Origin of the sequence: Pigmentiphaga litoralis (assembly GCF_048632615.1) — a bacterium.
Taxonomy (GTDB): Bacteria; Pseudomonadota; Gammaproteobacteria; order Burkholderiales; family Burkholderiaceae_B; genus Pigmentiphaga; species Pigmentiphaga litoralis_B.
In genome coordinates, this window is sequence record NZ_CP184479.1 from 1,888,701 (window position 1) to 1,913,953 (window position 25,253).

The 25,253-nt window shown below is 65.5% G+C and carries 21 protein-coding genes, 1 tRNA gene and 1 pseudogene; 9 read left to right on the plus strand and 14 right to left on the minus strand.

Going from position 1 to position 25,253, the window contains the following annotated elements:
* Position 1 precedes the first annotated feature (1 nt).
* Positions 2–907 carry a LysR family transcriptional regulator gene (locus tag ACNANG_RS08245; protein ID WP_420226787.1) on the minus strand — a complete coding sequence of 302 codons (906 nt, stop codon included), beginning with the start codon at positions 905–907 and terminating at the stop codon, positions 2–4.
* 105 nt (positions 908–1,012) lie between these two features.
* On the opposite strand from ACNANG_RS08245, the gene ACNANG_RS08250 reads away from it, so the two are divergent.
* From ACNANG_RS08250 to ACNANG_RS08260, 3 genes are read left to right on the plus strand one after another with little or no spacing between them, the layout of a single operon-like run.
* Positions 1,013–2,128, plus strand: a complete 1,116-nt coding sequence (locus ACNANG_RS08250; RefSeq protein ID WP_420226788.1) for an alpha/beta hydrolase — start codon at positions 1,013–1,015, stop codon at positions 2,126–2,128.
* A complete protein-coding gene (locus ACNANG_RS08255; protein WP_420226789.1) occupies positions 2,125–4,077 on the plus strand; it encodes an amidohydrolase in 1,953 nt (650 codons plus the stop codon). Before ACNANG_RS08250 ends, ACNANG_RS08255 begins: the two co-directional genes overlap by 4 nt.
* Positions 4,070–5,092: a Bug family tripartite tricarboxylate transporter substrate binding protein gene (locus tag ACNANG_RS08260; RefSeq protein ID WP_420226790.1), complete on the plus strand. Its 1,023-nt coding sequence runs from the start codon at positions 4,070–4,072 to the stop codon at positions 5,090–5,092. Before ACNANG_RS08255 ends, ACNANG_RS08260 begins: the two co-directional genes overlap by 8 nt.
* 126 nt (positions 5,093–5,218) lie before the next feature.
* On the opposite strand, the gene ACNANG_RS08265 is transcribed toward ACNANG_RS08260, so the two are convergent.
* Both ACNANG_RS08265 and pobA read right to left on the minus strand, forming a co-directional pair.
* The gene (locus ACNANG_RS08265; RefSeq protein WP_420226791.1) at positions 5,219–6,553 is read right to left on the minus strand and encodes a carbohydrate porin; all 1,335 of its coding nucleotides are present in this window, start codon (positions 6,551–6,553) and stop codon (positions 5,219–5,221) included.
* Between the two features lie 140 nt (positions 6,554–6,693).
* Positions 6,694–7,868: pseudogene (pobA, locus tag ACNANG_RS08270) on the minus strand (4-hydroxybenzoate 3-monooxygenase).
* 117 nt (positions 7,869–7,985) lie between these two features.
* On the opposite strand from pobA, the gene ACNANG_RS08275 reads away from it, so the two are divergent.
* The 4 genes from ACNANG_RS08275 (at position 7,986) to ACNANG_RS08290 (ending at position 10,344) form a co-directional block, all read left to right on the plus strand.
* Positions 7,986–8,273 carry an AraC family ligand binding domain-containing protein gene (locus ACNANG_RS08275; RefSeq protein ID WP_420226792.1) on the plus strand — a complete coding sequence of 96 codons (288 nt, stop codon included), beginning with the start codon at positions 7,986–7,988 and terminating at the stop codon, positions 8,271–8,273.
* Positions 8,255–8,911, plus strand: a complete 657-nt coding sequence (locus ACNANG_RS08280) for a helix-turn-helix domain-containing protein (protein WP_420226793.1) — start codon at positions 8,255–8,257, stop codon at positions 8,909–8,911. The genes ACNANG_RS08275 and ACNANG_RS08280 overlap by 19 nt, the downstream gene beginning before the upstream one ends.
* Positions 8,912–9,066: 155 nt before the next feature.
* Complete coding sequence (locus ACNANG_RS08285; RefSeq protein ID WP_420226794.1) at positions 9,067–9,909, plus strand: rhomboid family intramembrane serine protease; 843 nt, start codon at positions 9,067–9,069, stop codon at positions 9,907–9,909.
* 6 nt (positions 9,910–9,915) lie between these two features.
* Positions 9,916–10,344, plus strand: a complete 429-nt coding sequence (locus ACNANG_RS08290) for a DUF2721 domain-containing protein (protein ID WP_420226795.1) — start codon at positions 9,916–9,918, stop codon at positions 10,342–10,344.
* On the opposite strand, the gene ACNANG_RS08295 is transcribed toward ACNANG_RS08290, so the two are convergent.
* From ACNANG_RS08295 to ACNANG_RS08335, 9 genes are all read right to left on the minus strand, one after another.
* A complete protein-coding gene (locus ACNANG_RS08295; RefSeq protein WP_420226796.1) occupies positions 10,331–10,528 on the minus strand; it encodes a hypothetical protein in 198 nt (65 codons plus the stop codon). The two genes, ACNANG_RS08290 and ACNANG_RS08295, sit on opposite strands and share 14 nt — an antisense overlap.
* A complete protein-coding gene (locus ACNANG_RS08300; RefSeq protein ID WP_420226797.1) occupies positions 10,501–11,001 on the minus strand; it encodes a hypothetical protein in 501 nt (166 codons plus the stop codon). The genes ACNANG_RS08295 and ACNANG_RS08300 overlap by 28 nt, the downstream gene beginning before the upstream one ends.
* A gap of 59 nt (positions 11,002–11,060) precedes the next feature.
* Positions 11,061–12,401: a type II toxin-antitoxin system HipA family toxin gene (locus ACNANG_RS08305; protein WP_420226798.1), complete on the minus strand. Its 1,341-nt coding sequence runs from the start codon at positions 12,399–12,401 to the stop codon at positions 11,061–11,063.
* 5 nt (positions 12,402–12,406) lie between these two features.
* Complete coding sequence (locus tag ACNANG_RS08310; protein ID WP_420226799.1) at positions 12,407–12,796, minus strand: helix-turn-helix domain-containing protein; 390 nt, start codon at positions 12,794–12,796, stop codon at positions 12,407–12,409.
* A gap of 81 nt (positions 12,797–12,877) precedes the next feature.
* Positions 12,878–12,952, minus strand: a tRNA-Val gene (locus ACNANG_RS08315).
* A 101-nt stretch (positions 12,953–13,053) separates the two neighbouring features.
* On the minus strand, positions 13,054–13,770 hold the full coding sequence (gene dnaQ / locus ACNANG_RS08320) for a DNA polymerase III subunit epsilon (RefSeq protein ID WP_420226800.1): 717 nt from the start codon (positions 13,768–13,770) through the stop codon (positions 13,054–13,056).
* Positions 13,771–13,852: 82 nt separating this feature from the next.
* The gene (locus tag ACNANG_RS08325) at positions 13,853–16,963 is read right to left on the minus strand and encodes an efflux RND transporter permease subunit (protein WP_420226801.1); all 3,111 of its coding nucleotides are present in this window, start codon (positions 16,961–16,963) and stop codon (positions 13,853–13,855) included.
* A complete protein-coding gene (locus ACNANG_RS08330) occupies positions 16,960–18,147 on the minus strand; it encodes an efflux RND transporter periplasmic adaptor subunit (RefSeq protein WP_420226802.1) in 1,188 nt (395 codons plus the stop codon). Before ACNANG_RS08330 ends, ACNANG_RS08325 begins: the two co-directional genes overlap by 4 nt.
* Positions 18,148–18,323: 176 nt before the next feature.
* On the minus strand, positions 18,324–19,082 hold the full coding sequence (locus tag ACNANG_RS08335; RefSeq protein ID WP_420226803.1) for a class I SAM-dependent methyltransferase: 759 nt from the start codon (positions 19,080–19,082) through the stop codon (positions 18,324–18,326).
* 3 nt (positions 19,083–19,085) lie between these two features.
* Between ACNANG_RS08335 and gloB the strand changes: the two genes are divergently transcribed.
* A complete protein-coding gene (gloB, locus tag ACNANG_RS08340) occupies positions 19,086–19,931 on the plus strand; it encodes a hydroxyacylglutathione hydrolase (protein WP_420226804.1) in 846 nt (281 codons plus the stop codon).
* Between the two features lie 171 nt (positions 19,932–20,102).
* Entirely contained in the window at positions 20,103–21,611 is a 1,509-nt protein-coding gene (locus ACNANG_RS08345; protein WP_420226805.1) for a LysM peptidoglycan-binding domain-containing protein, read from the plus strand.
* Between the two features lie 114 nt (positions 21,612–21,725).
* Here ACNANG_RS08345 and ACNANG_RS08350 read toward each other — a convergent pair whose 3' ends face one another.
* Together ACNANG_RS08350 and ACNANG_RS08355 are read right to left on the minus strand one after the other, a co-directional pair.
* The gene (locus ACNANG_RS08350; protein ID WP_420227487.1) at positions 21,726–23,123 is read right to left on the minus strand and encodes a sigma-54-dependent transcriptional regulator; all 1,398 of its coding nucleotides are present in this window, start codon (positions 23,121–23,123) and stop codon (positions 21,726–21,728) included.
* Entirely contained in the window at positions 23,123–25,024 is a 1,902-nt protein-coding gene (locus ACNANG_RS08355) for a sensor histidine kinase (protein WP_420226806.1), read from the minus strand. The genes ACNANG_RS08350 and ACNANG_RS08355 overlap by 1 nt, the downstream gene beginning before the upstream one ends.
* Between the last annotated feature and the right edge of the window lie 229 nt (positions 25,025–25,253).

Below are 25,253 nucleotides of genomic sequence, written 5' to 3' on the forward strand. Positions count from 1 at the left end.
GCTATACCCGCGCCTGCCAGCGCGCCACTGCGCGCCGTGTGACTTCCATGAAGGCCAGTGACGCGGCCGACGGCGAACGGAAGCGGTCGCGCGCCAGCACGATCTGCGACGGGATGACCGGCGCGCTGACCGGCCGCACGACCGTCTTGCGCCCGGCCGGAAACAGCGCGGTGTAGGGCGGCAACAGCGCAATGCCAAAGTCCGCTTCCACCAGGCTGATGACGGTCGCCAGCTGGGCGACCTCGATCGCGATCCTGGGCGTCAGGCCCAGCTGCGCAAAGGTGCGATCCAGGAACGCGCGGAATCTGTTTTCGGGTGTTTGCGTCACCAGGGGATAGGTGGCCAGCTCTTCCCACTTGATCGCGCGTTTGTGCGCGCACGGATGATCACGCGGCATCAGCACCATCAGCGGCCCTTCCAGCAGCGGTTCGATGACACAATCGTGATCGTCGTCGCTGAACGCGCCCACCCCCACATCCACCTCGGCACTGGCAATACGCGGCAGGATGGCTTCAGACGGGATATCCAGCAGCGTCACGGCAATGTCGGGGTACTGCCGCCGGAAATCCGCGGCGACCGGGATCAGCAGCCGCGCCAGCAGCAGCGGCGGCGCGGCGACCGTGACGTGCCCATGCTGACGGGTGGCCAGACCGCGCACATTGCCGACCGCGCTGGACAGGTCGGCCAGCAGCCGCGCGGCCGGCGCCCGGAACTCGCGCCCCGCGTCGGTCAAGGTGACCTGCCGCGTGCTGCGGTCGAACAGCCGGCTATCCAGGTTCTGTTCCAGGTCGCGCACCAGGATGCTCAGCCCCGACTGCGAGATGTGGATGCGCTGCGCGGCCTTGCTGAAGCTGCCTTCATTGCAGACGGCCACAAAGGCTTCGAGCTGGCGCAGCGTGATCGACATGGCGGCTTGCAGTATTGAAGAATCGAATAAATCTATATGAACATTTCAATTTTTTCAATCTGCGCGCGCTGGTAGATTGGGCGTCTGCCTCAGGAGCCGCCCGCTGTGTCCGCTTACGTTTTCGATCGGTTTACCCAGGAAGCCCTGGACGCCCAGTACAACAATCAGCTGGCCTGTCCTGGCTTTCGCGAGACGCTGGCGCAGGGCACTGCGCTGTCCGCGGCAGCCGCCGGGTTGCCCGGCGCGCGTGATATCGCGTGGGGTCCCCATCCGCTGGAACGCCTGGATATCTACGGGCCGCCACGTGGGACGGGATCGCGCGATGCGGGGCGTCCAGGAGCCAGCGGCGAGGCGGGCGCCGCGGAGGGTGCGGCGGATCCAGGGTGGCGGGCGGAGCTCCCGGCGCCCGTACCAGCACTGCTGCCCGTCCTGCTGTTCGTGCATGGGGGCGCGTGGCTCACCCAGGACAAGGAAGACAGCGCCTTTGGTGCGCAGGCGTTTGCCGATCATGGGTGCATGTGGGTGGCGCTGGGATTTCCGGATGCGGCGGACGTTCCTTTTGCCGACATGGTGGCCAGCGTGCGGCGCGGCATTGCCTGGGTGCACGCGCACATTGCCGAGCATGGCGGCGACCCGCAACGTATCGTGCTGGCCGGACATTCGTCGGGCACGCATCTGGTCAGCCAGGCGCTTACGCATGACTGGCCGGCGGAAGGCCTTGGCGCCTGGCCGTTCCATGGCGCGGTGATGGTCAGTGGGCTGAGCGATCTGGAACCCGTGCGCCTGTCCTATCGCAATGCCCGGCTGAACCTGGATGCGGCGCATGTCCGCCGCTATTCGCTGGCCCACAACGCGCCCACGGTGCGGGTGCCGGTGGTGGTGGCCGTGGCCGAACGCGATACCGCTGAATTCCGCAGGCAAGCCCGCGCCATGGCCGACCGGCTGCGTGCGTTCGACATGCTGGCGGACTTCGACGTCGTGCCGGGGCGGCATCATTTCGATGTGATCCTGGACCTGGCCGATCCGCGCAGCAAGCTGTTTCGCGACACGCTGGGTTTGCTGAAGGGGAATGGAAGTGGCGGGGGTGGCGGCGGGAGTGATCGCGGCGGCAATGGTGACGGCGGCAACAACGGCGCCAACGACGCCAACGGCAAGGACGGCGGTAACGACCACGACGTTGGCAGCAACGCCAACCGCAACGACAGGAATCGCCTGCCATGACGACCCCGCTTGCTCCGCGGCCTGACCAGGCCACCCTGCTGCTGTACGGCGGCACGGTCATCACCTGCGATGGAGGGAGCGGCTCCGGCTCCGCCATCCATCGCAGCACAGACCGTGGTGCAGGAAGCGGCACAGGCAGTAAGACAGGCATTAGCACGGGCAACACAGGCAACACAGCCACCATCGCCCAGGCCGTCGCCATCCACGGCAACCGGATCCTGGCCGTGGGCCGCGACGATGACCTGGCCGCGCTGGCCACCCCCGCCACGCAACGCGTGCACCTGGCCGGCCGCACCGTCATGCCGGGCATGACCGATGGCCATGCCCACTTGGACCGCGAAGGCTTGCGCAAGCACCTGCCCTCCCTGCAGGGCGCGCGATGCATCGACGACATCCTTGACCGCATCGCCCAGGAAGTGCGGCGCACGCCTCCCGGCACCTGGATCGTCACACAGCCGATCGGCGAGCCGCCCGAGTATCCCGACCCCGCGGCGGGCCTGCGGGAAGGCCGCTACCCGACCCGTCATGACCTGGATCGCGTCAGCCCCGACCACCCGGTGTATATCCGGCCGATATGGGGCTACTGGCGCAACCGCGCGCCGCTGGTATCGATTGCCAATACCTTGGCGCTGCGCCTGGCCGGCATCGACCGGCACACCGTCCCGCCGAGTCCGGACATCACCCTGGGCCGCGACGCACAGGGCGACCCCGACGGCACGTTCAGCGAATCGACGCTGGTGCCGATCGTGGAACATACCCTGATGCGGGTCGCGCCCGGCTTCAGCGCCGCGCAGCGCGCCAGTGGCTTGCGCCGCGCCATGCGCGCGTACAACGCGGTCGGCACGACGGCGGTGTTCGAAGGACATGGCGTGGCGGGCGAGGTGATCGCGGCCTATCGGGATGTGGCGGACCAGCGCGCCGCCACCGTGCGCGCGACGCTGACCTTCAGCCCGCGGTGGCGAATCGAAGCCAGCGAAGCGAGCGAGGCCAGCCCGGCCGGCGAGCGCAACGCGCCCTCCACTGCCGCCGACACGGCCATCGAACTGCTCCGCGACTGGCGCACCTGGCTGCGCCGCCGCCATGGCGATCATCCATGGGTGCGACTGCAGGGCCTGTATGCCGAGATCGATGCCGATCCCTTGAACAACCAATTACGTGCCGCCAATCATCCATGCACCGGCTGGGCGGGCTTTCAGGCGGGCGCGGCCTTGCCGGCCTCGGTGCTGCAGGCACTGCTGATCGAAGCCGCGCGTGAAGGCATTCGTGTATGCGGCATCTGGCCCACGCTGCTTCCCTTGTTCCAGGCCGCGCACCGCGTGCACCCGATCCATGACCTGCGATGGGTGCTCGGCCATCAGCCCGTGCTGACAGGAGAAATGATTGCGATCGTCCACGATCTCGGCCTGGTCATCACCACGCACACCAATCGGCACATCCACAAGGATGGCGATGCGTGGGTGGAAAAACGCCGGAACCTTAGCCGGAACGACGGCGCGATGGCCGGCAGCACCGGCAGCAGCAACACCCGCGGCAGCATCCCAGGCACCCGCGATACAAGCGACCCCATCAATGACATTGTCCCCCTGCGCCGCCTGCTGGACGCCGGCATCCCGGTCGCCTTCGGCAGCGACAACCTGCCCGTGTCCCTGTTCGGTCCGATCAGCCATGCGGTGCTGCGCCAATCGCGCACGGGCAACCCGGTCGCACCCAACCAGGCGATTACCCGTGCGGAAGCGTTGACGATTGCAACGATGGGCGGCGCGTGGCTGACGCATGACGAGTCGGTACGCGGCAGCATCACGCCCGGCAAGCTGGCCGACCTGGTCCTCCTGAATGACAACCCGCTTACCTGCCCGCCGGAGGCCCTTGCCGGCCTGCGGGCAGACCAACTCATCATCGACGGCCGCCTGCATGCTGCCGACCCACCCCAGGAGTTCTCGCATGACTGACCCCACCGCCGCACCTGCCCGCCGTGCCGATTCCCGTGGCTACGCCAGCCTGTTGACCGCTGCGGCCGTGTTCATCGCAGGCGCCGCATTCACGGTGCCCGCGCACGCCGCAGACGCCTGGCCGTCACGCCCGATCCGTATCGTCGTTCCCTATGCGCCGGGCAACACCGGCGACATCACGTTCCGCTTCATCCAGCCGCAACTGGAAAAGCAGTTTGGCGTGCGCTTCCTGATCGACAACAAGAGCGGCGCATCGGGCAATATCGGCGCGGACGAAGTCGTGCGCGCGCAGCCCGATGGCTACACCTTCCTGCTGGGGGCGACCAACAACTTCGTCACGAACCAGTTCCTGTTCCGGAACATGCGTTTCGACCCGCTCAAAGACCTGATGCCCGTGGCCCTGCTGAGCAATGCACCGTCGGTCATGATCGTGAACAGCGCGCTGCCGGTGAGCACGCTCAAGGATTTCACCGAGATGGCGCGGCAAAGTCCGTCCAAACTCAACTACGGGTCGCCCGGCAACGGCACGCCGCCCCATCTGGCTGGCGAGCTATACAGCCAGCTGGCCAAGGTGCAGTTGACGCACGTGCCTTATCGCGGCTCGCCCCCTGCCGTGGCAGGGTTGCTTGGCAGCGAGATCCAGCTGTATATCACCGCCTTCAGTTCGGTGGCGGGCAACGTGGCAGGGGGCAAGCTCAAGGCACTGGCGGTGGCGAGCGATCAGCGGCTGGCGATTCTGCCCGACGTGCCCACGACGCGCGAGCAGGGCCTGCCGGACCTGTTGACCGGCAACTGGTGGGGCATGGCGGCGCCGGTGGGCACCGACCCCGCCATCATCGACAAGCTGTCGGCGGCGATCAAGGCCGCCCTGGCCGACCCGGCCGTGCGCAAGCAGTATGCGGACATTGGCGTGACCGCCGTGGGCAGCTCGCCCGCGGAATTCGGCGCGCAGATCGCCAAGGAAGCCGTCGCGTGGAAGCAGGTGATCGACCGCGCGCAGATCCAGCCGGAATGACCACCCCGTACCGCCGTCCGCGCAAGCCAGGGGCGGTGTTCGTCGCCCCCGGTCTGCCTGGCGGGTCGGCTCGGGAATCGCGGTCCGGGCACTGCCCGACGGAAACTGCGTTCTTGGAATTGCGCCCTAGAACTGCGTGTGCAATCGCACCGAAAACACCTTGGCCGGACCGCGATCCCGGTTGTAGCCCGGATTGCGGATGTATTGCGCATCGCCCGTCAGCCAGAAGTACTTGAAGGGCCGCCAGCTGTAGTAGGTCTCGGCAATCTGTTCGACGCCGTAGTTCAGCGCGCCGTCACCCAGGAAAGGACCGATGCCGCCTGCCGCCAGATAGCCACGGTGCGTGCGGCTCAGCGCGTTCACGGCCACGGCGGCGCCAACCGTGTCGTACGGCCGTGACCACTGCGTGCCCTTCACGACCACGCCGGCCGAGACGGCACGGTCGATCTCGGTGAAGGCATAGGTCTCTGTCTTGCCGTCCGACCAGCTGGCGCGCATGAAGGCATTGACGTCGTCCGTGACCGACTGATCGAAGCCTATCCCTACGCCGACCTTGGCATGTTCGCGGCGCACGGTGTCCAGTTCGGGGGCGGCCCCGGCCGCGCGGCCGGCGGCGATGGCGTCACCGAAGTCGGCCATGCGGGTCTTGTTGCGAAACCCGATGATGCGTGCCGTGCCCGGCCGGTTCCCCGCCTGGTACTGCTTTTCGAATTCGATCTGGTCGCCATAGTGCTTGCCCAGCCGCGTATCGAGCGGCAGGCCGTTCGATTCCTTGGGCATCATGAAGCGGCCGGCGCGCACGGCCCAGCCGTCATCGATGTATTCCAGCGCCGCGCCACTGGTGTAGCCGCGCGAGTCGGCGGCGTAGTCGAAGCTGCCGTGCGTCAGGAACGACCAGTTCAGGAACTGCGTGCGGGGGTCATGCGCCGATTCCAGCGAGTCGAAAATGTCGAGCATGGACACCGTGCCCACGGTCAGCACCACGCGGCGCTTGTCCTGCCCGCCCGCCAGTTGATTCATATCCCCTTCGACCGCTTCGCGCCCGCCGCCCAGGCCCCAGGTCTGCCGCAGGAAGGTGCGCGCGCGGTAATAGACCATGTCGGCGCCCGCCGTCTTGGCCAGCTCGCCATTGGTCAGTCCGCCCAGGCCATGCAGTCCCGAGAAGGCCTGGCCACGCGCACCTTCGCCATTCACATGGAACTCGGCGCCTTCCCACAGGCGCAGGCCCAGATCGACGGTGGCGGTAAAGGAATAGCTCTTGGCCTTCTTGCCTTGCAGGCTGTTTTCGCCTTCATACGGCGACGCGAATGCGGGCTTGCGCTGCCAGACATAGGTGGACTGGCCGTGCAGCGCATAGCGTTCGTCTTCGGGGATCAGGCCTGGGTCTTGCGCCCAGACCGGCGCGGCGCAGCACAGTGCAACAACCGCCGCGACGGCACGGCGTTCGAAGGTTCTTTTCATGGTGATTCCGCCAGTGCCGGCAAAGCGACAGGGTGCGTTCAAGCAGTGACAAGGGCATGACCGCGCACACCCGCATGTGGCAGTCGGCCAACGGTGTCGATTGTCCCTGTTTTATGCCGGGCCGGCGTTGCACAACGGCATCATGCTTCGAACGGCAGGCCCACGTAGTTTTCCGCCAGCGAGGTCGATGCGGCTTCCGACCCGATCAGGTAGGCAAGCTCGGCCTGCTGGATCTTGTGCCCAAAGGCGCCATTTTCAGGAAACTTGTGCATCAACGACGTCATCCACCACGAAAATCGCTCCGCTTTCCAGACGCGCTGCAGGCACTTCTGGGAATAGGTGTCGATGCCGTGCGCATCGCCATCAAAGAACTGCAGCAGCGCCTGGGACAGGTAACGCACGTCGGCCACGGCCAGGTTCAGCCCCTTGGCGCCCGTGGGCGGCACGATGTGGGCAGCGTCCCCCGCCAGGAACAGCCGTCCGAAGCGCATCGGTTCGGCCACGAAGCTGCGCAGCGGGGCAATGCTTTTTCGATCGATGGCCCCGTCACCAGGCGGTCGGCGGCCTCGTCATCCAGGCGCAACCGCAGCTCGTTCCAGAAGGCGTCATCGGACCACTGTTCCACCTTGTCGTCCAGCGAACACTGCACGTAATAGCGGCTGCGCGTGGCCGACCGCATGCTGCACAGGGCAAAGCCGCGTTCATGGTTGGAGTAGATCAGTTCGTCTGATACAGGGGGCGTGTCCGACAGGATGCCGAGCCAGCCAAAGGGATAGACACGTTCGTAGGTCTGCACGGCGTCTTGCGGCACGCTGGCCCGGCACACGCCGTGAAAGCCATCGCAGCCAGCGATCACATCGCACTCGACCTCGTGCGCCACCCCGTCCTTCAGGTACCGGACCTTGGGGTGATCCGTGTCGAAGTCATGGACGCTGACGTTCTGCGCTTCGTATACCGTCTCGTAGCCGGCAGCCTCGCGCGCGTCCATCAGGTCGTGGGTGACTTCGGTCTGGCCATACACCATGACTCGCTTGCCACCACTCAGCGCCTTCAGGTCGATGCGATGGCGCGCGCCGTTGAAGCAAAGCTCGATGCCGTCGTGATACATGCCCTCGGCGTTCATCCGGCGGTTGACGCCGATCTCGTTCAGCAGGTCGACCGTGCCCTGTTCCAGCACGCCGGCGCGGATGCGGCCCAGGACGTAGTCCTTGCTGCGCTGTTCGATGATCAGGGTGTGGATGCCAGCCCGCGACAGGATCTGGCCGAGGAACAATCCGGCAGGGCCGGATCCGATAATGGCTACTTGGACGCGCATGGCCTGTCTCCTCGATTCGTTATTTCGGCGATCTTAATAGCCGAGCACGGCCGCGAGAATAGATTTTGCCGACATTCGGATGGATAATCCGAACATCGTCCGCTACCGGCCCCCGCCATGACCAGCACCGTGCCCACCTATGCGCTGTACGGCGAACACACGCAGTCGCTGGTCCCGGACAGCCTTCACTGCGAGTCGATTCCCATGCGCAGCCGCCATTACGACTGGGAGATCAAGCCGCATCGGCATGAACTCTTCATGCAAATTCTGTACATCCGCAGCGGGTCGGCCGACATTCATTTCGATGCGCGTGAATTCCATGTGAACGGACCCTGCATGCTGGTGGTGCCGGCTTTTTTGCGCATGGTTTCCGCTTTTCGAGCAATGTGGACGGATCGGTCGTAACGGTCGTGACGCAGCACATGGAACACCTGCTGGCGCCCACGCCCGAATTGCTGGGCTGCTTCGGCAGCGCGCAGGTGCTGCATTGGCCGGCCGGCCAGCCCTCGCCCGCCGCGCGGTCGCTGGAACACTTGTTGGAAGAGTTCGATACACACGGACCCTGGCGGCTGGTGGCGCTGGAAACCCTGCTGCGTCTGGTGCTGGTGATGCTGGCCCGCGAAGTGGGCGTGCGCGCCGAACAGGCGTTGAACGCCCGGCCATCGCGGGCCGTGCAGCATGTCCAAAGCTTCAAGGCCATGCTGAATCAATGCTTTCGCGAACAGCGGGACATTGGCTACTACGCCGGACACCTGGGCATCACGCCGACGCAATTGAACCGTGTCTGCCGTGACGCGCTGGGCCAGTCCGCGCTCGAAGTCGTCCATAACCGCCTGGTCATGGAAGCCAAACGCGACCTGGCGTATTCGTCGCTCAGCATCAAGGAAATCGCGATCGCCCTGGGGTTTTCCGATCCGGGTTATTTCTCGCGTTTCTTCACGCGCCAGACGCAGTATTCCCCTACCGATTTTCGTGTGCTGGCCCGCGAGCGCCTGGCGCAGGACCGGGGCGCGCCGGTCCGCGTGGCGGCGGATCCGGCGTAACGCATACACGCTCGATGACTCCCCCATCCGGGCGACCCAAGGGGCCGCGCAGCCAAGTCATGGCATCATGGCCCGCCTGCCGCGCCCGGGTTTTATTCGACCGGGCGACAATAGGACACTTCAGACTGCCGGATTCGCTCCACACTTTCATCGACATGCCGACCTTCCTGCGCCGCATCGCCCCGATCACCGGGGTGCTCATCCTGGTCAACGTGGGCCTCTTCCTGTATCAGGTCGCCACGGGCATCAGCCCTACCAATCCGGAACTCGACGACCTGGGCCGCTGGGGCGCCAACATCGCGGCCCTGACCCTGACCGGCGAAAGCTGGCGCCTGCTGGCCAGCATGTTCCTGCACATCGGCGTGCTGCACCTGGCCCTCAACATGATCAGCCTGCTGTTCCTGGGGTCGATCGCCGAACGCAATTTCGGCAAGCTCAACTACCTGTTGGTGTACTTCCTGTCGGGCCTGGGCGGCAGCCTGGTCAGCGCCCTGTGGAACGCCCGCCCGCAGGCCGCCGCCGACCTGAGCAACGCCACGCCCACCATTTATCTGGTGGTCAGCGCGGGGGCCTCGGGCGCCGTCATGGGCCTGGCCGCCGCGGCCATCATGCTCAAGCTGCTGAAAAACGCCAGCCGCGAACCCCTTGCCCTGCCGTTCAGCGCGGTCGAACTGGCCGTGCTGGTCGGCATCAACGTGGTGTATGGCTGGCAGACCAACGGCACCGACAACGCCTGCCATATCGGCGGCCTGCTTGCGGGCGCGGTGGTCGGCCTGGTGCTGGGCGCCGTGCGCAACACGCCCCGCCCCGTGCGCATGGCCGCGTGGCTGCTGGTGCTGGTCGCGGCGGCATGGGGCACGCAGCGGATCCTGGACGTCAACGAAGCCCGCGCCGACCTGATGGACATTCGCGAAGAGCTGGATCAGGAAAGCATGGACAACGCAAAGGTGAATCCGGGGCGCGACCACGACGCGGCGCCGGCCACCGGACGGCGGTAAGCGGACATGTTATCGATTCACGCAGACACGTCCCACGTCATCCAGCTGGCAGTGGGCCCGGCGTTCATGCTGGCGGCAATCGGCGGCACTCTGACGGTGCTGACCAACCGGCTGGCCCGGGTCAACGACCGGACCTTGAAGCGCCGTGACGACTTGAAGGCCGTTGCCGACGACCAGCGCGCCGAGATCGAAGAAGAACTGCGGACCCTGAACCGCCGCGCAAAAATCATCAACGCCGCCGTGACGGCCGGCGCGGTCTGCGCGATTCTGGTGTGTGTGTTGATCGGGTCGCTGTTCGTGGGCAATGAACTGGAGATCCCGTTTGACCGGCCCGTGGCCGTGCTGTTCATCCTGGCGATGCTGGGGTTGATCGCGACCTATACCTTGCTGCTGGTGGAGATCTTCATTACGCAGCGGAGCATCAACCCGACGTAGCCTTGCCCACCACTGCCCGCATCTGCGTGGCCAGATCCGTCTGCAGCCGCGTAACCGCCGCGGTCCAGTCGCTGGCGGTCGGGAACTGCATCGTGGCGCGCGTGTTGCCCACGAAACGCGGGCCTTGCTGCAGGCCTGGCAGCGCCGCCGACACGGTCACGTCGTAGCTCGCCTGCAATTCCACTTGCCAGAACCCGGACTCCGTCCACGCCCACAGCCGATCGATCCTTGCCGTGACCGGAATGGCGCGCGCGTAGTCGGGATCCCCGCCTTGGCGACGCGGTAGCCCGCGTCCTGCAGCACTTTCAGGATCGTTGCTTCCGTGACCTTCGCCACCGATTGCCCGGCCGGCAGCAGCACGCTGCCCAGCGGCCTGCCATTGCTGTCCCGCTTTTGCGCGAAAGCGCGCGCGCGAACCGCCGGGTTGGCGGCCTCGTCGTCATTCAGGAAAGGCGTCGTGGCGACCCGCGTGCGCGGCTCGAAGCGGCGAGCATCGTCGACCCGGTCGATGCGGACGGCGGGCGGCAGCGCGGGGGTGGTGACATCGGGCAAGGGCGTCGCGCCGCTGTCGGGCGGCATGGCGTTGCGGCTGAGGGTGCAGCCGGCCAGCAGTGTGGCGGCGAGCACGAGCGAGAAGATGGATCGAATATGTGGCACGGAGCGAGTGTGTAAAAAAGGACGTTGCGTAAAGCGGCGCGGATCGAATTCCATTCATGTCATTCCAAGGTCAGCCGGGTCGCTCGCGTGGTGACATCGTCAAGGTGCCGGAAGGCGGGACTGATGCGTTCGATATCCTGGGCAGATACGCCGAATCGTTCGAAATGCACCTTCCACTCCCGGACCTCGCTCCAGACTTTTGCTACAAGCTCGCCAGCGCGTCTAGCGTTAAGGGTAAAGACGCCGCAGCCTGCAATCGCATTGTCTATCGAGGCATGCCGTCCTTGTGGTCCGACACCCAGATGGAGCTGGCGCTCTTGCGCGTGGGTCGGCCTGGGCAGCACGTCATAAAGCGGGCTCAGCCGCCAGCCCTTGATGCGCGGGTCCCACAAGAAGCCATGATTGCGCAAATGATCGTCGTCATTGGTGACGAATATATTGAACACCATGCGCATGTACAGTTCTTCGTTGTCCGCACGAATGACAGAAGGATGGCAATACCGCCGGATCGCTTGCGCAAGATCCGAGTAGCTCTTTTGGCGCGATTCCGTTTCATCGCATCCAACCATCGTCAGTCCACTGACGAACGCCCTGCGCCGTTCCGTCTTGCCAGGTCCGGGATCAAGGGACAGGGACGTCACAGGCCCTGGCACCTGGCCTTGTTCGAGCCAGTATCGATCGAAGCGCCGGATCATCATCACGCGACGATTACCCACGAGGCTCGTGCAGACGTCGGGCACGTCGAGACCCACCTGCCGTGCGAGCAGCAAGGACGCCGACTCAATGGCCGGAATATCGAATGGATCACCGGCACTGGGAAATTTGGCCATCGCCAGACGGCCGGCCGCATCCCTGACCGTCGCCTTGGGGCGCGCGCCACCCAGGCCGCTGCCGTGGTCAAAGATCATTTCCAGCGCGTTCGGGACAGGCAAACCTTGTTCGATTCGCTCGGCGGCCTCCAACAAGTAGGCCAACTGGTGCGTATGGCTGACGGATGGTGACGGCGGTGATGCGATGGACTCGCGGACATCGAGCGCGCCGACACGCTCAGAGCCTGCCTCCAGCAGGTAGGTCGATTCGGGCAGGCTGTTGGCAGGCTGACGATGTTTCGCCTCGATGACACGCCTGCCCCAGGCGTCGGGGGCGGCGTCACGAATTCCGCCAAATGCGACGAGCGCGTTGGCCGGAAACAGCCGGTTGCCTTGTGGCGACTCGCCGTGACGGAGGGGGAGGCTGACAGGATCGACCTCGATCGCATTGCTGCGAGCGACATAGCGCGTGCCATACGCAAAGCTTGACGCCAGCAGCTCCGAGCCTTCTTCGGTCATCGAAAGTTGACCGCAAGGCGCCCATGCTTCATCGAGATGCGCAAAGACCATCAGTTTGCGGTTTCTGGCCATTGATGTCAGAAATCCAGCGCGTCGCGTTCAGCAGCGGTCAACCCACGTACCCTCTGGGTAGCCTCGCGGGACGCTAATGCCTTGAGCGCAGGATCTGTTTCGAGTAGCAGGCTTTCAAGGCTGGCCCCAGGCGAAATGGCGTCCAGATACCGAAGCATCAGACCCACGGCCAACCCTGGATCGCCTTTTTCGATTCGATAAGCAGTATTGCGAGACAGCCCCGCGCGAAGCGCCGCGTCCGCCTGCTTGACCTGGCGGGCGCGACGCAGCCGGGCGAATTTGAGGCCAACCTCTCGCGCCTGGGCGATCAAGCCATCGGATAGTACTGCCGCCTGCGTTACCTTCATGATCGTTAAATCGAGTTTTATGCGCTTAAAGATTGATAATACGCGCATCACCTATTGCCAAGTGGGATTTCGTCCACGCAATAAACAAAAAACCCGCAACGCCATGCAGCGTTGCGGGTTCCTGGAATCTGGTGGGTGGTACAGGGATTGAACCTGTGACCCCTGCCGTGTGAAGGCAGTGCTCTACCGCTGAGCTAACCACCCATGTGGTTGGTACTGTAGTGGGTACTACTGGCTGCCAAACGTGGAAACGTCCTGGCAGCCCAAGAATATAGCACAGATTTCGAATCGTGCAGCAAGTGCGATCAGGCGGCTTCGGCCACGCTATCCCATTTGCGCCACACGGCCTGGCCTTTGGACTCTTTGTCCAGGCTGGCCAGGTAGGCGGCGTGGGCGGCGAGTTCGTCGGCGGGCACGGCCGGGATGGGCAGGACGGACGGATCGAACGCGCCCAGGTCCAGGGTGCCGGCGCCACCGGTATCGCCCAGGTCGATCACCAGGCTGTCCTGGCCGCGGGTCATGGCAAGCCAGACTTCGGCAAGCAGTTCGGAGTCGAGCAATGCGCCGTGCAGCACGCGATGCGCGTTGGAGATGCCGTAGCGGTCGCAGAGCGAGTCCAGGGAATTGCGTTTGCCCGGGTGCAGTTCGCGGGCGTGCAGCAGGGAGTCGATGACGTCGACGCAATGCGTGCGGAAGCCGGGGCGGTCCAGGCGGGCGAGTTCCGCATTCAGGAAGCGGATGTCGAACTCGGCGTTGTGGATGATGACGGTGGACCCCTGGATGAAGTCCAGGAATTCGTCGGCCTTTTCGTGGAAACGCGGCTTGTCGGACAGGAATTCGGTGGTCAGACCGTGCACTTCCAGCGCGCCCGGTTCGCTGTCGCGTTCGGGATTCAGGTAAGTGTGAAAGTTGCGTTGGGTGACGCGCCGGTTGAAGATTTCGACGCAACCGATTTCGATGACCCGATTGCCCAATTGGGGGTCGAGGCCGGTGGTTTCCGTATCGAGGACGACGTAACGCATAGGGGTCCGGGTATTCGTAAAAACAGCAAGGGTGCAGTGTAGGCCAACTGGCGCGGACCCGTCGATGGCGGGTCCGCGCGCCTTACCCTACCGACTCGGGCGTCGCGACATGTCCCGGCGTGCGGCCATGCTCGGGCGCGTGGCTGTCCACGCCCAGCGGCACCGGCTTGTTGCGGGCGCCGGCGATCAGGGTATAGACGCAAGGGACGACGAACAGCGTGAGCAGCGTGCCCAGGCTCATCCCGCCGACGATCACCCAGCCGATCTGCACACGGGATTCGGCGCCCGCGCCAGTGGCCAGGGCCAGGGGCACGGCGCCAAGCACCATCGCGCCGGTCGTCATCAGGATGGGGCGCAGGCGCATCACGCTGGCGTCGACGACGGCATCGACCAGGGCGTGACCTTCGTCGCGCAGTTGATTGGCAAATTCAACGATCAGGATGCCGTGCTTGGTGATCAGGCCGACCAGGGTGATCAGTCCGATCTGGCTGTAGATCGATAAGGTCCCCCCGGTCAGCCACAGGGCGAGCAAGGCGCCGGTCAAGGACAGTGGCACCGACAGCATGATGATCAGCGGGTTGCGCCAGCTTTCGAATTGCGCGGCCAGCACCAGGTAGATGAAGGCGATGGCCATGCCGAACACCAGATAGATGCTGCCGGCCGAGTCGCGGAATTCGCGCGACTGGCCATCCAGATCGGTCTGGGCCTGCAGCGGCAGCACCCGGGCCGCGATGGTGTTCATTTCCTTGAGCGCTTCGCCCAGTGAATACCCTGGCGCGGGCGCGGCCGAGATCGTGACGGAACGCAGGCGGTTGAAGTGGTTGAGCGTTTGCGGCGATACGCCTTCGCGCACGTTCAGCACGTTGGCCAGCTGGACCATTTCGCCGCTGCGCGCGCGCACGTAGATGTCCGAGATGTCGTTGGGGCGCGACCGGTCGCGCGGCACGACCTGCACCAGAACGTCGTACTGCTCGCCGCTTTCCTTGTAGCGCGTGACCTGGCGGCCGCCCAGCATCGATTCAAGCGTGCGGCCGACTCGCGACACGTCCACGCCCACGTCGGCCAGCTTGGCGCGATCGACCTGCACCCGCAGTTCCGGCGTGTTCAGCCGCAGATCGGTCTGCACGTTCTGCACGCCTGGATACTTGGCGAGTTCGGCCAGGAAAACGTCGACGATGCCCGACAGTTCCGAGTACGACACCTGGCTCATGATCACGAATTCGATCGGGGACGAGCGCTGCGATTGACCCAGCGAAGGTGGATTGAGCGGAAAGGCCTGCACACCCGGCAGCGCGGCGAACTTGGGTTGGAGCTCGCGGGCGATCTGCTGTTGCGACTTGGTGCGTTCGTCCCAGGGCTTGAGCCGCAGGATGGCGTTGCCGTCGGTCACGACCGGAAAGCCGGCCACGGCCTGGTGGGCGGCGGCTTCGGGAATGTCGGCGTAGATCTGTTCGATGCGTTCCAGGTAGTTGGTGGTGTAGCCCACCGTGGCCCCCTGCGGGGACGTGATGCGGCCAAAGATCATGCCGCGGTCTTCGACCGGCGCAAGTTCGCTTTTGATGACCGAGAACAGCGGCACCATGGCGCCGCCGACCGCCAGGCCCAACGCCACGACCCACAGCCGATGCCGCAAGGAGAATCCGAGCACCCGGCGATAGCCTCGGTTCAGGGCCTCGAGCCAGCCTTCGACCAGGTTGTACAGGCGGCCATGCTGTGTTTCGTGCCGCAGCAGCAGCGAGCACATCATGGGTGTCAACGTCAGGGCAATGAAGCCCGAGAACAGCACGGCGCCCGCAAGCGCCAGCGCGAATTCGATGAACAGGCGGCCGGTGCGGCCGGTCGCGAAGGCCAGGGGCGCGTAGACGGTCACCAGCGTCAGCGTCATCGCCACCACCGCGAAGCCGATTTCCTTGGCGCCCAGCAAGGCCGCCTGGATGCGGGTCTTGCCTTCTTCGATGTGGCGGAAAATGTTTTCGAGCACGACGATGGCGTCGTCCACCACCAGGCCGATGGCCAGCACCATGGCCAGCAACGTCAGGGTATTGATGGAAAAGCCGAACGCGAACATCAGCGTGCACGCGCCGATCAGCGACACCGGAATGGTGACGATGGGAATCAGGCTGGCCCGCCAGTTGCGCAGGAAGAAGAAGATGACGAGCACCACCAGAATCACGGCTTCGACAATGGTGTGAAAGACGGATTCGATCGACTTTTCGATGAACACCGACGTGTCGTACGCCAGGTTCAGCTTCATGCCGCTGGGCAGCGATTCGTTGATTTTCTCAATCTCTTCGCGCACCGCTTTCGACAGGTCGAGCGGGTTGGCGGTCGATTGTTTGACGACACCGATGTTCAGCGCCGGCTGCCCGTTGAAGCGCGACGTGACGCGCTCGTCCACGGGGCCCAGCCGCACGTCGGCCACGTCGCCGATGGTGACGCTGTAACCGCTGACGTTGGCAATGACGACGCGGCGGAATTCTTCGGGCGTGCGCAGATTGGTGGCGGCCACGACGGAAAATTCGCGGGCCTGCGATTCGATGCGGCCCGACGGGATTTCGACGTTCTGCGCGCGCAAGGCGTCTTCGACTTCCTGCACGGTCAGCCGGAAGGCGGCCAGTTTGCTGCGGTCGACGTTGACGCGCATGGCGGGCAGGCGCTCGCCGTACACACGCACTTCGGCCGCGCCCGGCAGCACCGACAGGCGCGGCTTGATGAAGCGGTTGATGTAGTCCGACGCTTCCATGCTCGACAGGCTGCCCGCTTCCACGGCCAGCTGGATGACGGGCTGCGAGTCGGCTTCGACCTTGGCGATGATGGGCTCGTCCACTTCGTCGGGCAGGCGGCCACGGACCCGCGCCACCTTGTCGCGCACGTCGGCGGCGGCGGCATCGGGCGGGATGTTCAGGCGAAACTTGACGTTGATGTTGCTGCGTTCGGCGCGGCTGGCCGAACTCATGATCTGCACGCCTTCGATTCCCGACAGCGAATCTTCCAGCGGCTTGGTGACCTGCGATTCGATCACCTCGGCCGACGCGCCCTTGTAGACCGTCGTGACCGATACGACCGGTTCGTCGATCTGCGGATATTCGCGCACCGTCAGGCGCGAATACGAAATCGCGCCGACCAGCACGATCAGCAGCGACAGCACCGTCGCGAAGACAGGCCGCTTGATGCAGACTTCGGAGAGCTTCATGACCGCGTTCCTGCAGGACGGGGACCGGCGCTGGGGGCGGCGGGCCTGCCGCGCTCAGCCGGAGCGGCGTCGGTTCTTGCCGTGGCAGGCCCCGTTCCGGTGGGCTTGGCGACGGTGACCGCGCCGCCGTCACGGATCTTCTGCGTACCGGCAACGACCACGATGTCCTGGTCTTCGATGCCGCGGATCACTTCCACGAGTCCATCGCGGCGCTCGCCCACTTCGATCTGCACGCGCACCGCGCGGCCCTCTTCCACCCGGAAGACGAACTGGTTGTCGCCCACCGGCACCAGCGCCGCTTCGGGCACCAGCAGGGCTTCGGACTGCCCGCCCATCTGGAGTTCGACCCGCGCGAACATGCCCGGCCGCAGCTGCGCCGCCGTGTTCCGGACCTGCGCGCGCATCACCACGGAGCGCCCGCCGGCATCGATCAGGGGACTGATGGCATAGACGGAGCCGTTGAACATCTTGTCGGGGACGGCGTCCACCATGATGCGCAGGGCCTGGCCGTTGCGGATCTGCGGCAGGTAGCGTTCGGGCATGCGAAAGTCCACCTTGAGGGCATCGATGGCCTCGATCGGCACCATGTCCTGTCCCACTGCCACGTAGTCCCCCACGGACACGCTGCGCAGACCGATCACGCCATGGAACGGCGCGCGGATCTCGCTTTTGTCGAGCTTGACCTGGGCCAGCACCATGGCTGCCTGCTGCACTTTCATGGCGTTGTCGGCTTCGTCGCGCGCCTGCTTGCTGATGAAACCCTTCTGCTGCAGTTCCATCGACCGGTCGAAATTGCTTTTGGCCAGCGAAAAGTTGGCGCGCGCCTGTTCGAATTCCGCGCGCGGCACCGAGTCATCCAGCTTGATCAGCACCTGGCCGCGCTGCACGCGTTGGCCTTCGGTAAAGCGGATTTCGCTGATGCGGCCAGCCACTTCCGGACGCAGCGTGACCGATTCGTCGGACCGCAGGCTGCCCACCGCGCTGACACCACGCACGAAGGGCTGGCGGCGGACGGTGGCGACTTCGACCGCGACAGGCCGGGCAACGGGCGGCTTGGGGGCCTCGGCCGCAGCCTGCGTTCCCGGACCGGCGGACGCGCCCAGATACCGGGGCGCGACGAAACCGATCGCGCCACCGGCGACCAGTGCGAGGACCACAAACAGGACGACGGAGCTTTTTTGCATGCTGAACGGAGGTTGAATGCCCAGGAGGTGTAGCCAAATGTAGCACCGCGATCGAGCCGGAAGCACGTCCGCAACAACTTAACTTCTGGCTTAGGCAATCGCCCCACACGACCCGTGCATGCGGGTCGGCGCGGCAGTGCCGGCTTACTCGCGCTCGCTGTCGGGCCGCGTCGCATTCATGCGCGGGGCCACCGCCACCGCGGCGGGCGGCGCAGCCGCTGGGTCTTCCAGGGCGGACCCATCAGGCGCATGCCCGCCTGCCGCTTGACCGCCGACACGATGTACAGCGACCCGCAGAACGGCCACCACTTGGCGCCCGCGTTTTCCATGAAGGCGAATCGCTGCAGCCAGACGTCGCTGCTGCAAGGTGGCACGTAGCCGCCGAAGTGGGCGCGGTCGACTTCGAATGACAGCAGCTTCAGCCAGTCCTTCAGGCGCGGCACCGGCAACGGGCCCAGGCTGGTGGGCAGGAAGGCGGCGCGTTGCCCGAGCAGGCGCCCCGCGCCCCACAGGCTCCAGGGATTGAAACCGGTCACGATCAGGCGGCCCTCGGGCATCAGCACGCGTTCGGCCTCGCGCAGCACCTGGTGCGGGTCGGCGGACACTTCAAGGGTATGCGGCAGGACGAGCAGGTCGATGCTTTGCGAGTCGAAGGGCAATTCTTCGAATTCGGCCACGACAAAGGCGTTGCACCGCGGCGCGACCATGGGCCCACCCGGGGCCTGGTCGCCCACGCACCCCTTGAAAGGCATGCGGTTGGCCCGCAGGCCGTCGATCTGGTGCAGCCCGACCTGCACCGCGAAAAAGCCAAATACATCCGATACCGCCTCGTCAAGCCGGGCTTGTTCCCAGGCCAACAGGTAGCGTCCGGGAGGCGATTCCAGCCAACGGCCGAGTTCGGAAATCGGGTAACCTTGGGCGGCAGATAGGGGCATCGGATGAAAGGTTCGGATAAACGACAGAAGCAAACCGCCAGCACCACCCCCGGCGTGCCGCCGGGCAATTCGGGCATCACCGGGTTGGCGGCGTTCAGTGACAACTATATCTGGTTGATCCGCAATGGCAGTCTTGCCGCCGTGGTCGACCCCGGCCAGGCCGCTCCCGTCCTCCAGGCCTTGCAGCAGCAACGCCTGCAACTGCGCGCCATTCTACTGACTCACCATCACAACGACCATGTTGGCGGGGTGACCGAACTGGTCGAGCGCACCGGCGCCACCGTGTTCGGCCCCGCGGGCGAAACCCTGCCGCACTGCGACCGCAAGCTGGTCGAAGGCGATCAGGTGGCATTGCCCGAACTGGACCTGAATCTGGAAGTGATCGACGTGCCGGGCCATACGGCCGGGCACATTGCCTACGCCGGCCGCGCCGGCGGGGTCGAGCCTTTGGTGTTCTGCGGCGATACGCTGTTCGCCACGGGCTGTGGCCGGCTGTTCGAAGGCACGCCCGACCAGATGACCGAATCGCTGGGCAAGCTGGCCGCCCTGCCCGACGACACCCGCGTGTACTGCGCCCATGAGTACACGATGTCGAACATCCGCTGGGCCAAGGTGGTCGAGCCGGACAACGGCGCCCTGGCGCAGTGGCACGATCAGGCCCAGGCGCTGCGCGACAGCGGGACGCCCACGGTGCCTACCACGCTGGCGCTGGAACGAGAGGTGAACCCCTTCCTGCGGACGGACGAACCTGCCGTGGCCGCCGCCGCCGTCACCCATGCCGGCCGAGCCCTGGCCACCCGGACTGAAGTATTCGCCGCGCTGCGCGAATGGAAAAATTCCTTCAAGTAATCCGGAAATATGCCGTTTGTATTGAACGTGCTCGGATCGTCGGTCAACCCCTGACATCAGCCGCTGATATGTAAGGAAGCTTGACGTGAACCCCGTCAGGCTCCTACTATGCGCAGCGCCTTTAACCCAGTCAAACTGAAGAACATCTATGGAAATACGCCTTGGCGGCGCGTGGATCTCGCGGACGACGCTCCGCGATTGCATCCCCGCGGCGCGCTCCTGAAAGTGATCACGGCGGGTGCCCTTCTGGCCCTTGCCGCTTGCGCTCCCCTCCCTCCCGCCAATCCTGGCGACTCCACGGCCACTGCCGAAACGACGTCCACCGTGGCCGATCTGCCCAACGTGCCGGCCAATCCGCGCGTGGCGGCAGCGACCCAGGGCCGGCGGCTCGACTCGCCGCTGATCAAGCAGGTGGCCCCAACGGGCCTCTCGCCGCTGGTGGTGGACCTGACCGTTGCGCCAGCCGATGTCTGGACCCGCATCCGCCGCAGCTTTGCCGTGCCGAACATCGACACGCCGCTGGTGCGCGAATGGGAAAACTTCTACGCCAGCAAGCCGGAATACCTGCAGCGCACGGCGCAGCGGGCCGGCAAGTATCTGTACTACATCATTGAAGAAATCGACCAGCGCGGCATGCCCAGCGAATTGGCATTGCTGCCCTTCGTGGAAAGTTCGTTCGACCCCTGGGCGCTGTCGCGTTCGCAGGCCTCGGGCCTGTGGCAGTTCGTACCGGCCACCGGCCGCGGCTACAACCTGAAGCAGGACTGGTGGCGTGACGAGCGCCGCGATCCGATCGCGTCGACCAACGCCGCGCTGGACTACCTGCAATACCTGTTCGAATTCCACGGCGACTGGCACCTGGCGCTGGCTTCCTATAACTGGGGAGAAGGTTCGGTCAAGCGGGCGATCGAAAAGAAGGCCGGGCAAGGCATGCCGACCGACTATCTGTCGCTGGACATGCCCGATGAAACGCGCAACTACGTGCCCAAGCTGCAGGCGATCAAGAACATCATCGCCAACCCGGCCAAGTTCAGCATCGTGCTGCCGACCATCGACAACCAGCCCTACTTCGTCACGGTCACCAAGAGCCGCAACATCGACGTGAAGCTGGCGGCGCAGCTGGCCGAAATGCCGCTGGAAGAATTCAAGGCGCTGAACCCGTCGTTCAACCGCGGCGTGATTCTGGGCCGGCATGAACCGACCCTGATCCTGCCTGCCGACCGTATCGGCGTATTCGAAGCGAACCTGCTTGCGCACAACGGCGAACTGTCGTCGTGGCATACCCACCAGATGGCGCGCGGCGACACGCTGGCCAGCGTGGCCAAGCAATACCGCACGTCGGTGGCTACCCTGCGCAGCGCCAACGGCCTGGGGCCCAAGTCGTCCGTGTCGGCGGGCGACAGCCTGATCGTCCCGGTGGGTGCGGCGGCTGGCGAACCCGCGATCATCGCGACGGCGGTGCCGGCGGCAGTGCGCCCCGTGGCCGCGCGCGGTACGGTGGCTGTGGGCAAGAAGGTACATGTGCGCACGCACCGCGTGACCAAGGGCGACAGCCTCTCGTCGATCGCCAAGCGCTACGACACGACGGTGGACCAGTTGCGCGCGCTGAACCGCATCAAGGGTAGCGCCGTGCAGATGGGCAAGACACTGCAGATTCCGGGAACGGATTCGCGCAGCTGATCGGACGTCATGACCGCAAGCAAAAAGGGGCGATATCGCCCCTTTTTGTCGTCTGGGCGTCGGGTTTTGTCTGACCCGGGCGTGGCGATACCCCGGCGGTCATTTCCCCGGAGCTCATTCCCCCGGCAGTTCAAACGCCGCGCGGTCGATGCCGTGCCGCTGCAGTTTGTCGTAGAAGGTCTTGCGCGGAATACCCAGCGCCTGCAGGGTGGCGCGCACGTCGCCGCGGTAGGTGGCCAGGGCGTCCCGGATCAGGCTCGCTTCATACCGTTCCATACGTTGCGGCAGCGTGGCCCCGGCGTCACCGGCATCGTCCGGTCGGGCCTGTATGCCTTCCATCCCCTCCTCCGCCAGTCCCAGCGCGACGCGCTCGGCAAAGTGCGCCAGTTCGCGCACGTTGCCGGGCCAGCGGTGCGTGGCCAGGTAAGCCCCGATGCCATCGGTCACGCTGGGCACGGGCATCTTGAAGCGGGCCGCGGCGCGGGACAGGAAGTAGGAGAAAAGCAGGCCGACGTCGTCGCGCCGCTCGCGCAGCGGGGGCAGCCGCAGCGTGACCACATTGAGCCGGTGGAACAGGTCTTCGCGGAAGTCGCCGCGTTGCGCCGGATCGCTCAGGTCGACCTTGGTGGCGGCCACGACGCGCAGGTCCACCTGGCGAACGTCGTTGGTGCCCAGCGGCGAGACTTCGCGCGCTTCCAGGACCCGCAGCAGCTTGACCTGCAACATGACCGGCATGCTTTCGATTTCATCAAGAAACAGCGTGCCCCGGTTCGCATGTTCGATGCGCCCGACCCGCTTGCGCTGCGCGCCGGTGAAGGCCCCGGGTTCATGACCGAACAGTTCGCTTTCAACGACCGCTTCGGGCAGCGCGCCGCAGTTCACCGCCACGAAGGCGTGTTCGCGCCGGCGACTGCTCCATTGATGCAGCGCGGTGGCCACGACTTCCTTGCCGGTGCCGGTTTCGCCTTCGATCAGCACGTCCACGTCGGCATCCGCCAGGTGCCGCACGGTGCGCCGCAGCCGCTGCATCACTGGCGTATCGCCGATCAGCGGCAGGCTGGCGCCCGCATCGTGCGCAAGCTGTTTGAGCTGACGGTTTTCCAGCACCAGGCGCCGCTTGTCCAGGGCGTTGCGGACTGTGGCCAGCAGGCGGTCGGCCGGATAGGGTTTGGGGATGAAGTCATAGGCGCCCTGGCGCATCGCGTCGACCGCCATGCCGATATCGCCGTGGCCGGTCACGAGGATCACGGGCAGGTCAGGGTCGCGTTCGTGCAGCGCGCGAAACAGCTGCAGGCCGTCGATGCCGGGCATGCGCACGTCGGTCACGACGACGCCGGGAAAGTCGGCGGTCAGCAGGTCCAGCGCAGCGCGGGCGTTGGGCAGCGCGGTGACGTCCATGCCGGCCAGTTCCAAGGTCTGGCTGTTGGCTTCGCGCAGGGCGGGGTCGTCGTCGACGAACACCACTCGTTGGGGGGCAGGACTGTCGGGCATGAGGGAAGTGACGGGTGACATCATGATGGCCTTGCGCGCTGCAACAGCAGGGTGAACCGGGTGCCGACGCCAGGTTCGCTATGCGCCTGCAGCTCGCCGCCGAAGTCGGCCGCAATGTCCCGCGAGATGACCAGCCCCAGGCCGAGGCCGTTGGGTTTGGTGGTGGTGAAGGGGGTGAACAAGGCCGCCATGACTTCCGGGGCGATGCCGGGGCCATTGTCGGTCACGTCGATGCGGACGCGATTGGCACCCTTGACGACTGCCTCTGCGTCGACGCGCACACTCAGCACGATCCGCGCGTCAGGCGTGCCTTCCAGCGCATCCACTGCGTTCTGCAGCAGATTGACCAGCACCTGTTCCAGCCGCATGCGTTCGCCCATGACCCAGACATCTTCCGTCGTGGCCGGCCGGATCAGCGTGATGCCCTGCCGTTGCAGCGCATTACCCACCAGCAGCAACGCACCATCGATCGCCGCGTCCACCCGCGTCGGCACGATGCCCGATCGCCCCTTGCGCGAGAAGGCGCGCAGTTCGTCGGTGATGGCGCCGATCCGCTGCGTCAGGCCGGCGATCGACGCCAGGTTGCGCCGCACCGGTTCAGTCTGCGCGCGATCCAGGAAGGTGGCCGCATTGTCGGCAAAGCTGCGGATCGCCGCGACCGGCTGGTTGATTTCGTGCGCAACCCCCGCGGTGATCTGACCCAGAAAGGCGAGCTTGTTGGCCTGTTCCAGCTCTTCCTGCAACTGCCGCAGGGCGGCTTCCGCGCGGCGGCGGTCGTCCATTTCACTGACCAGGTGAGCATTGGTGTCGCGCAGTTCCGCCGTGCGCGCGGCGACCCGGCGTTCAAGCTCTTCCCGCACGGCGGTCTGCGCCGCGATGGCGTTGCGGGCCAGATGCCGCCGGTGCATGACCAGCCCCGCGGCAAAGACGGACAGCAGCACGGCCAGCACGCCCACGGCCTGCGCCAGGGTCGCGGCGCGCGCCACCGGCTCACGGGTCGGCCCGAGGAAATGAAAGGTCCACTGGGTGCTCGGGACCGGCAGGCTGACCTGCAGATAGCGGTCTTCGCGGCCCGTGCCGGGCACCGTGGCCAGTACCCGTTCGTCCCCCCGGCGTTCAGGGTCGGTACGGATCGGCAAGGGCTGCAGCGGCGCATCGCCAAATTGCAGGCTGTCCCGCAGCCGGGCGCGGTCGGCGTCGGGCAAGGTGCCCAGGGTCATGAACTGCCAGTCCGGCACGGCGGACAACAGCACGACACCGTTCTCATCGGTGACGAAAGTCGGTTCGGGAAACCTGCGCCAGTTGTCTTCGACGCCATTGAATTCGACCTTGACCACCACCACGCCCAGCAGCAGGCCGTCTTTGTCCACCCGGCGCGTCAGGTACAGCCCGGGCCGCTGGCTGACATTGCCGAGCGCAAAATGCTCGGCCGCACCGTTGGCCACGCCTTCCTGGAAGTACGGGCGAAAGCCGTAGTCGCTGCCAACGAAGGACGTCGGCTCGCGCCAGTTGCTGGCCGCAAGCGTGATGCCGGCCGGGTCGATCAGATAGATGACCGCCGCGCCGGTACCCGACTTGAGCGCGAACAGTTTGGCGTCCAGCGCCTCCAGGCGTGCCGGATCGCGGGACCGCAGGGCATCCTGGACTTCCAGATCCTGGGCCAGGACAAAAGGCAGCGACCGCTGTTTTTCCAGCTCGCTCATCAACACCGCGACCTTTAATGCCGCCGAATTTTCGGCGCGGGCGCGCACGTCGTTCACCGCCTGGTCCTCGCCAACATGCGACGCCAGGAACAGCACCGCCGCCAGAGCTACGGCGGCCGCGGCCGCAAAGTAGCGCCACGCGCGGCGCTGCCGCGCCAGCAGCGCAGGCGCGGGAGTGGCGAGCGACGGCTCGGTCAGGTCATGCACGGAAGATGTCACGCGATGGGGACAACGGGAGGGCGTGTGCGGATTATCACACACGGCGCCCCCGGCGCGAGCGAAAGTCCGCACACAGGTTGGCGGTCCAGGAATCCGCCATTGCCCGAATCCCCTTATGTATCAACGTTTGATTCAGCGGGACCAACCTGGCACAGGCATTGCTAATTCCACGTACCGAATGCCGCTGGCCATTGCCGGAAGGCAGAAGACAGTGAAAACAATGTGCTGG

Excerpts from the sequence above, each read along its gene's own strand:
- ACNANG_RS08245 (WP_420226787.1), bottom strand. The coding sequence starts at position 907 with ATGTCGATCACGCTGCGCCAGCTCGAAGCCTTTGTGGCCGTCTGCAAT.
- ACNANG_RS08275 (WP_420226792.1), top strand. The coding sequence starts at position 7,986 with ATGACCAGCACCGTGCCCACCTATGCGCTGTACGGCGAACACACGCAG.
- ACNANG_RS08350 (WP_420227487.1), bottom strand. The coding sequence starts at position 23,123 with ATGTCACCCGTCACTTCCCTCATGCCCGACAGTCCTGCCCCCCAACGA.
- ACNANG_RS08335 (WP_420226803.1), bottom strand. The coding sequence starts at position 19,082 with ATGCCCCTATCTGCCGCCCAAGGTTACCCGATTTCCGAACTCGGCCGT.
- dnaQ (WP_420226800.1), bottom strand. The coding sequence starts at position 13,770 with ATGCGTTACGTCGTCCTCGATACGGAAACCACCGGCCTCGACCCCCAA.
- ACNANG_RS08325 (WP_420226801.1), bottom strand. The coding sequence starts at position 16,963 with ATGAAGCTCTCCGAAGTCTGCATCAAGCGGCCTGTCTTCGCGACGGTG.
- ACNANG_RS08255 (WP_420226789.1), top strand. The coding sequence starts at position 2,125 with ATGACGACCCCGCTTGCTCCGCGGCCTGACCAGGCCACCCTGCTGCTG.
- gloB (WP_420226804.1), top strand. The coding sequence starts at position 19,086 with ATGAAAGGTTCGGATAAACGACAGAAGCAAACCGCCAGCACCACCCCC.
- ACNANG_RS08265 (WP_420226791.1), bottom strand. The coding sequence starts at position 6,553 with ATGAAAAGAACCTTCGAACGCCGTGCCGTCGCGGCGGTTGTTGCACTG.
- ACNANG_RS08260 (WP_420226790.1), top strand. The coding sequence starts at position 4,070 with ATGACTGACCCCACCGCCGCACCTGCCCGCCGTGCCGATTCCCGTGGC.
- ACNANG_RS08305 (WP_420226798.1), bottom strand. The coding sequence starts at position 12,401 with ATGGCCAGAAACCGCAAACTGATGGTCTTTGCGCATCTCGATGAAGCA.
- ACNANG_RS08330 (WP_420226802.1), bottom strand. The coding sequence starts at position 18,147 with ATGCAAAAAAGCTCCGTCGTCCTGTTTGTGGTCCTCGCACTGGTCGCC.
- ACNANG_RS08285 (WP_420226794.1), top strand. The coding sequence starts at position 9,067 with ATGCCGACCTTCCTGCGCCGCATCGCCCCGATCACCGGGGTGCTCATC.
- ACNANG_RS08310 (WP_420226799.1), bottom strand. The coding sequence starts at position 12,796 with ATGCGCGTATTATCAATCTTTAAGCGCATAAAACTCGATTTAACGATC.
- ACNANG_RS08290 (WP_420226795.1), top strand. The coding sequence starts at position 9,916 with ATGTTATCGATTCACGCAGACACGTCCCACGTCATCCAGCTGGCAGTG.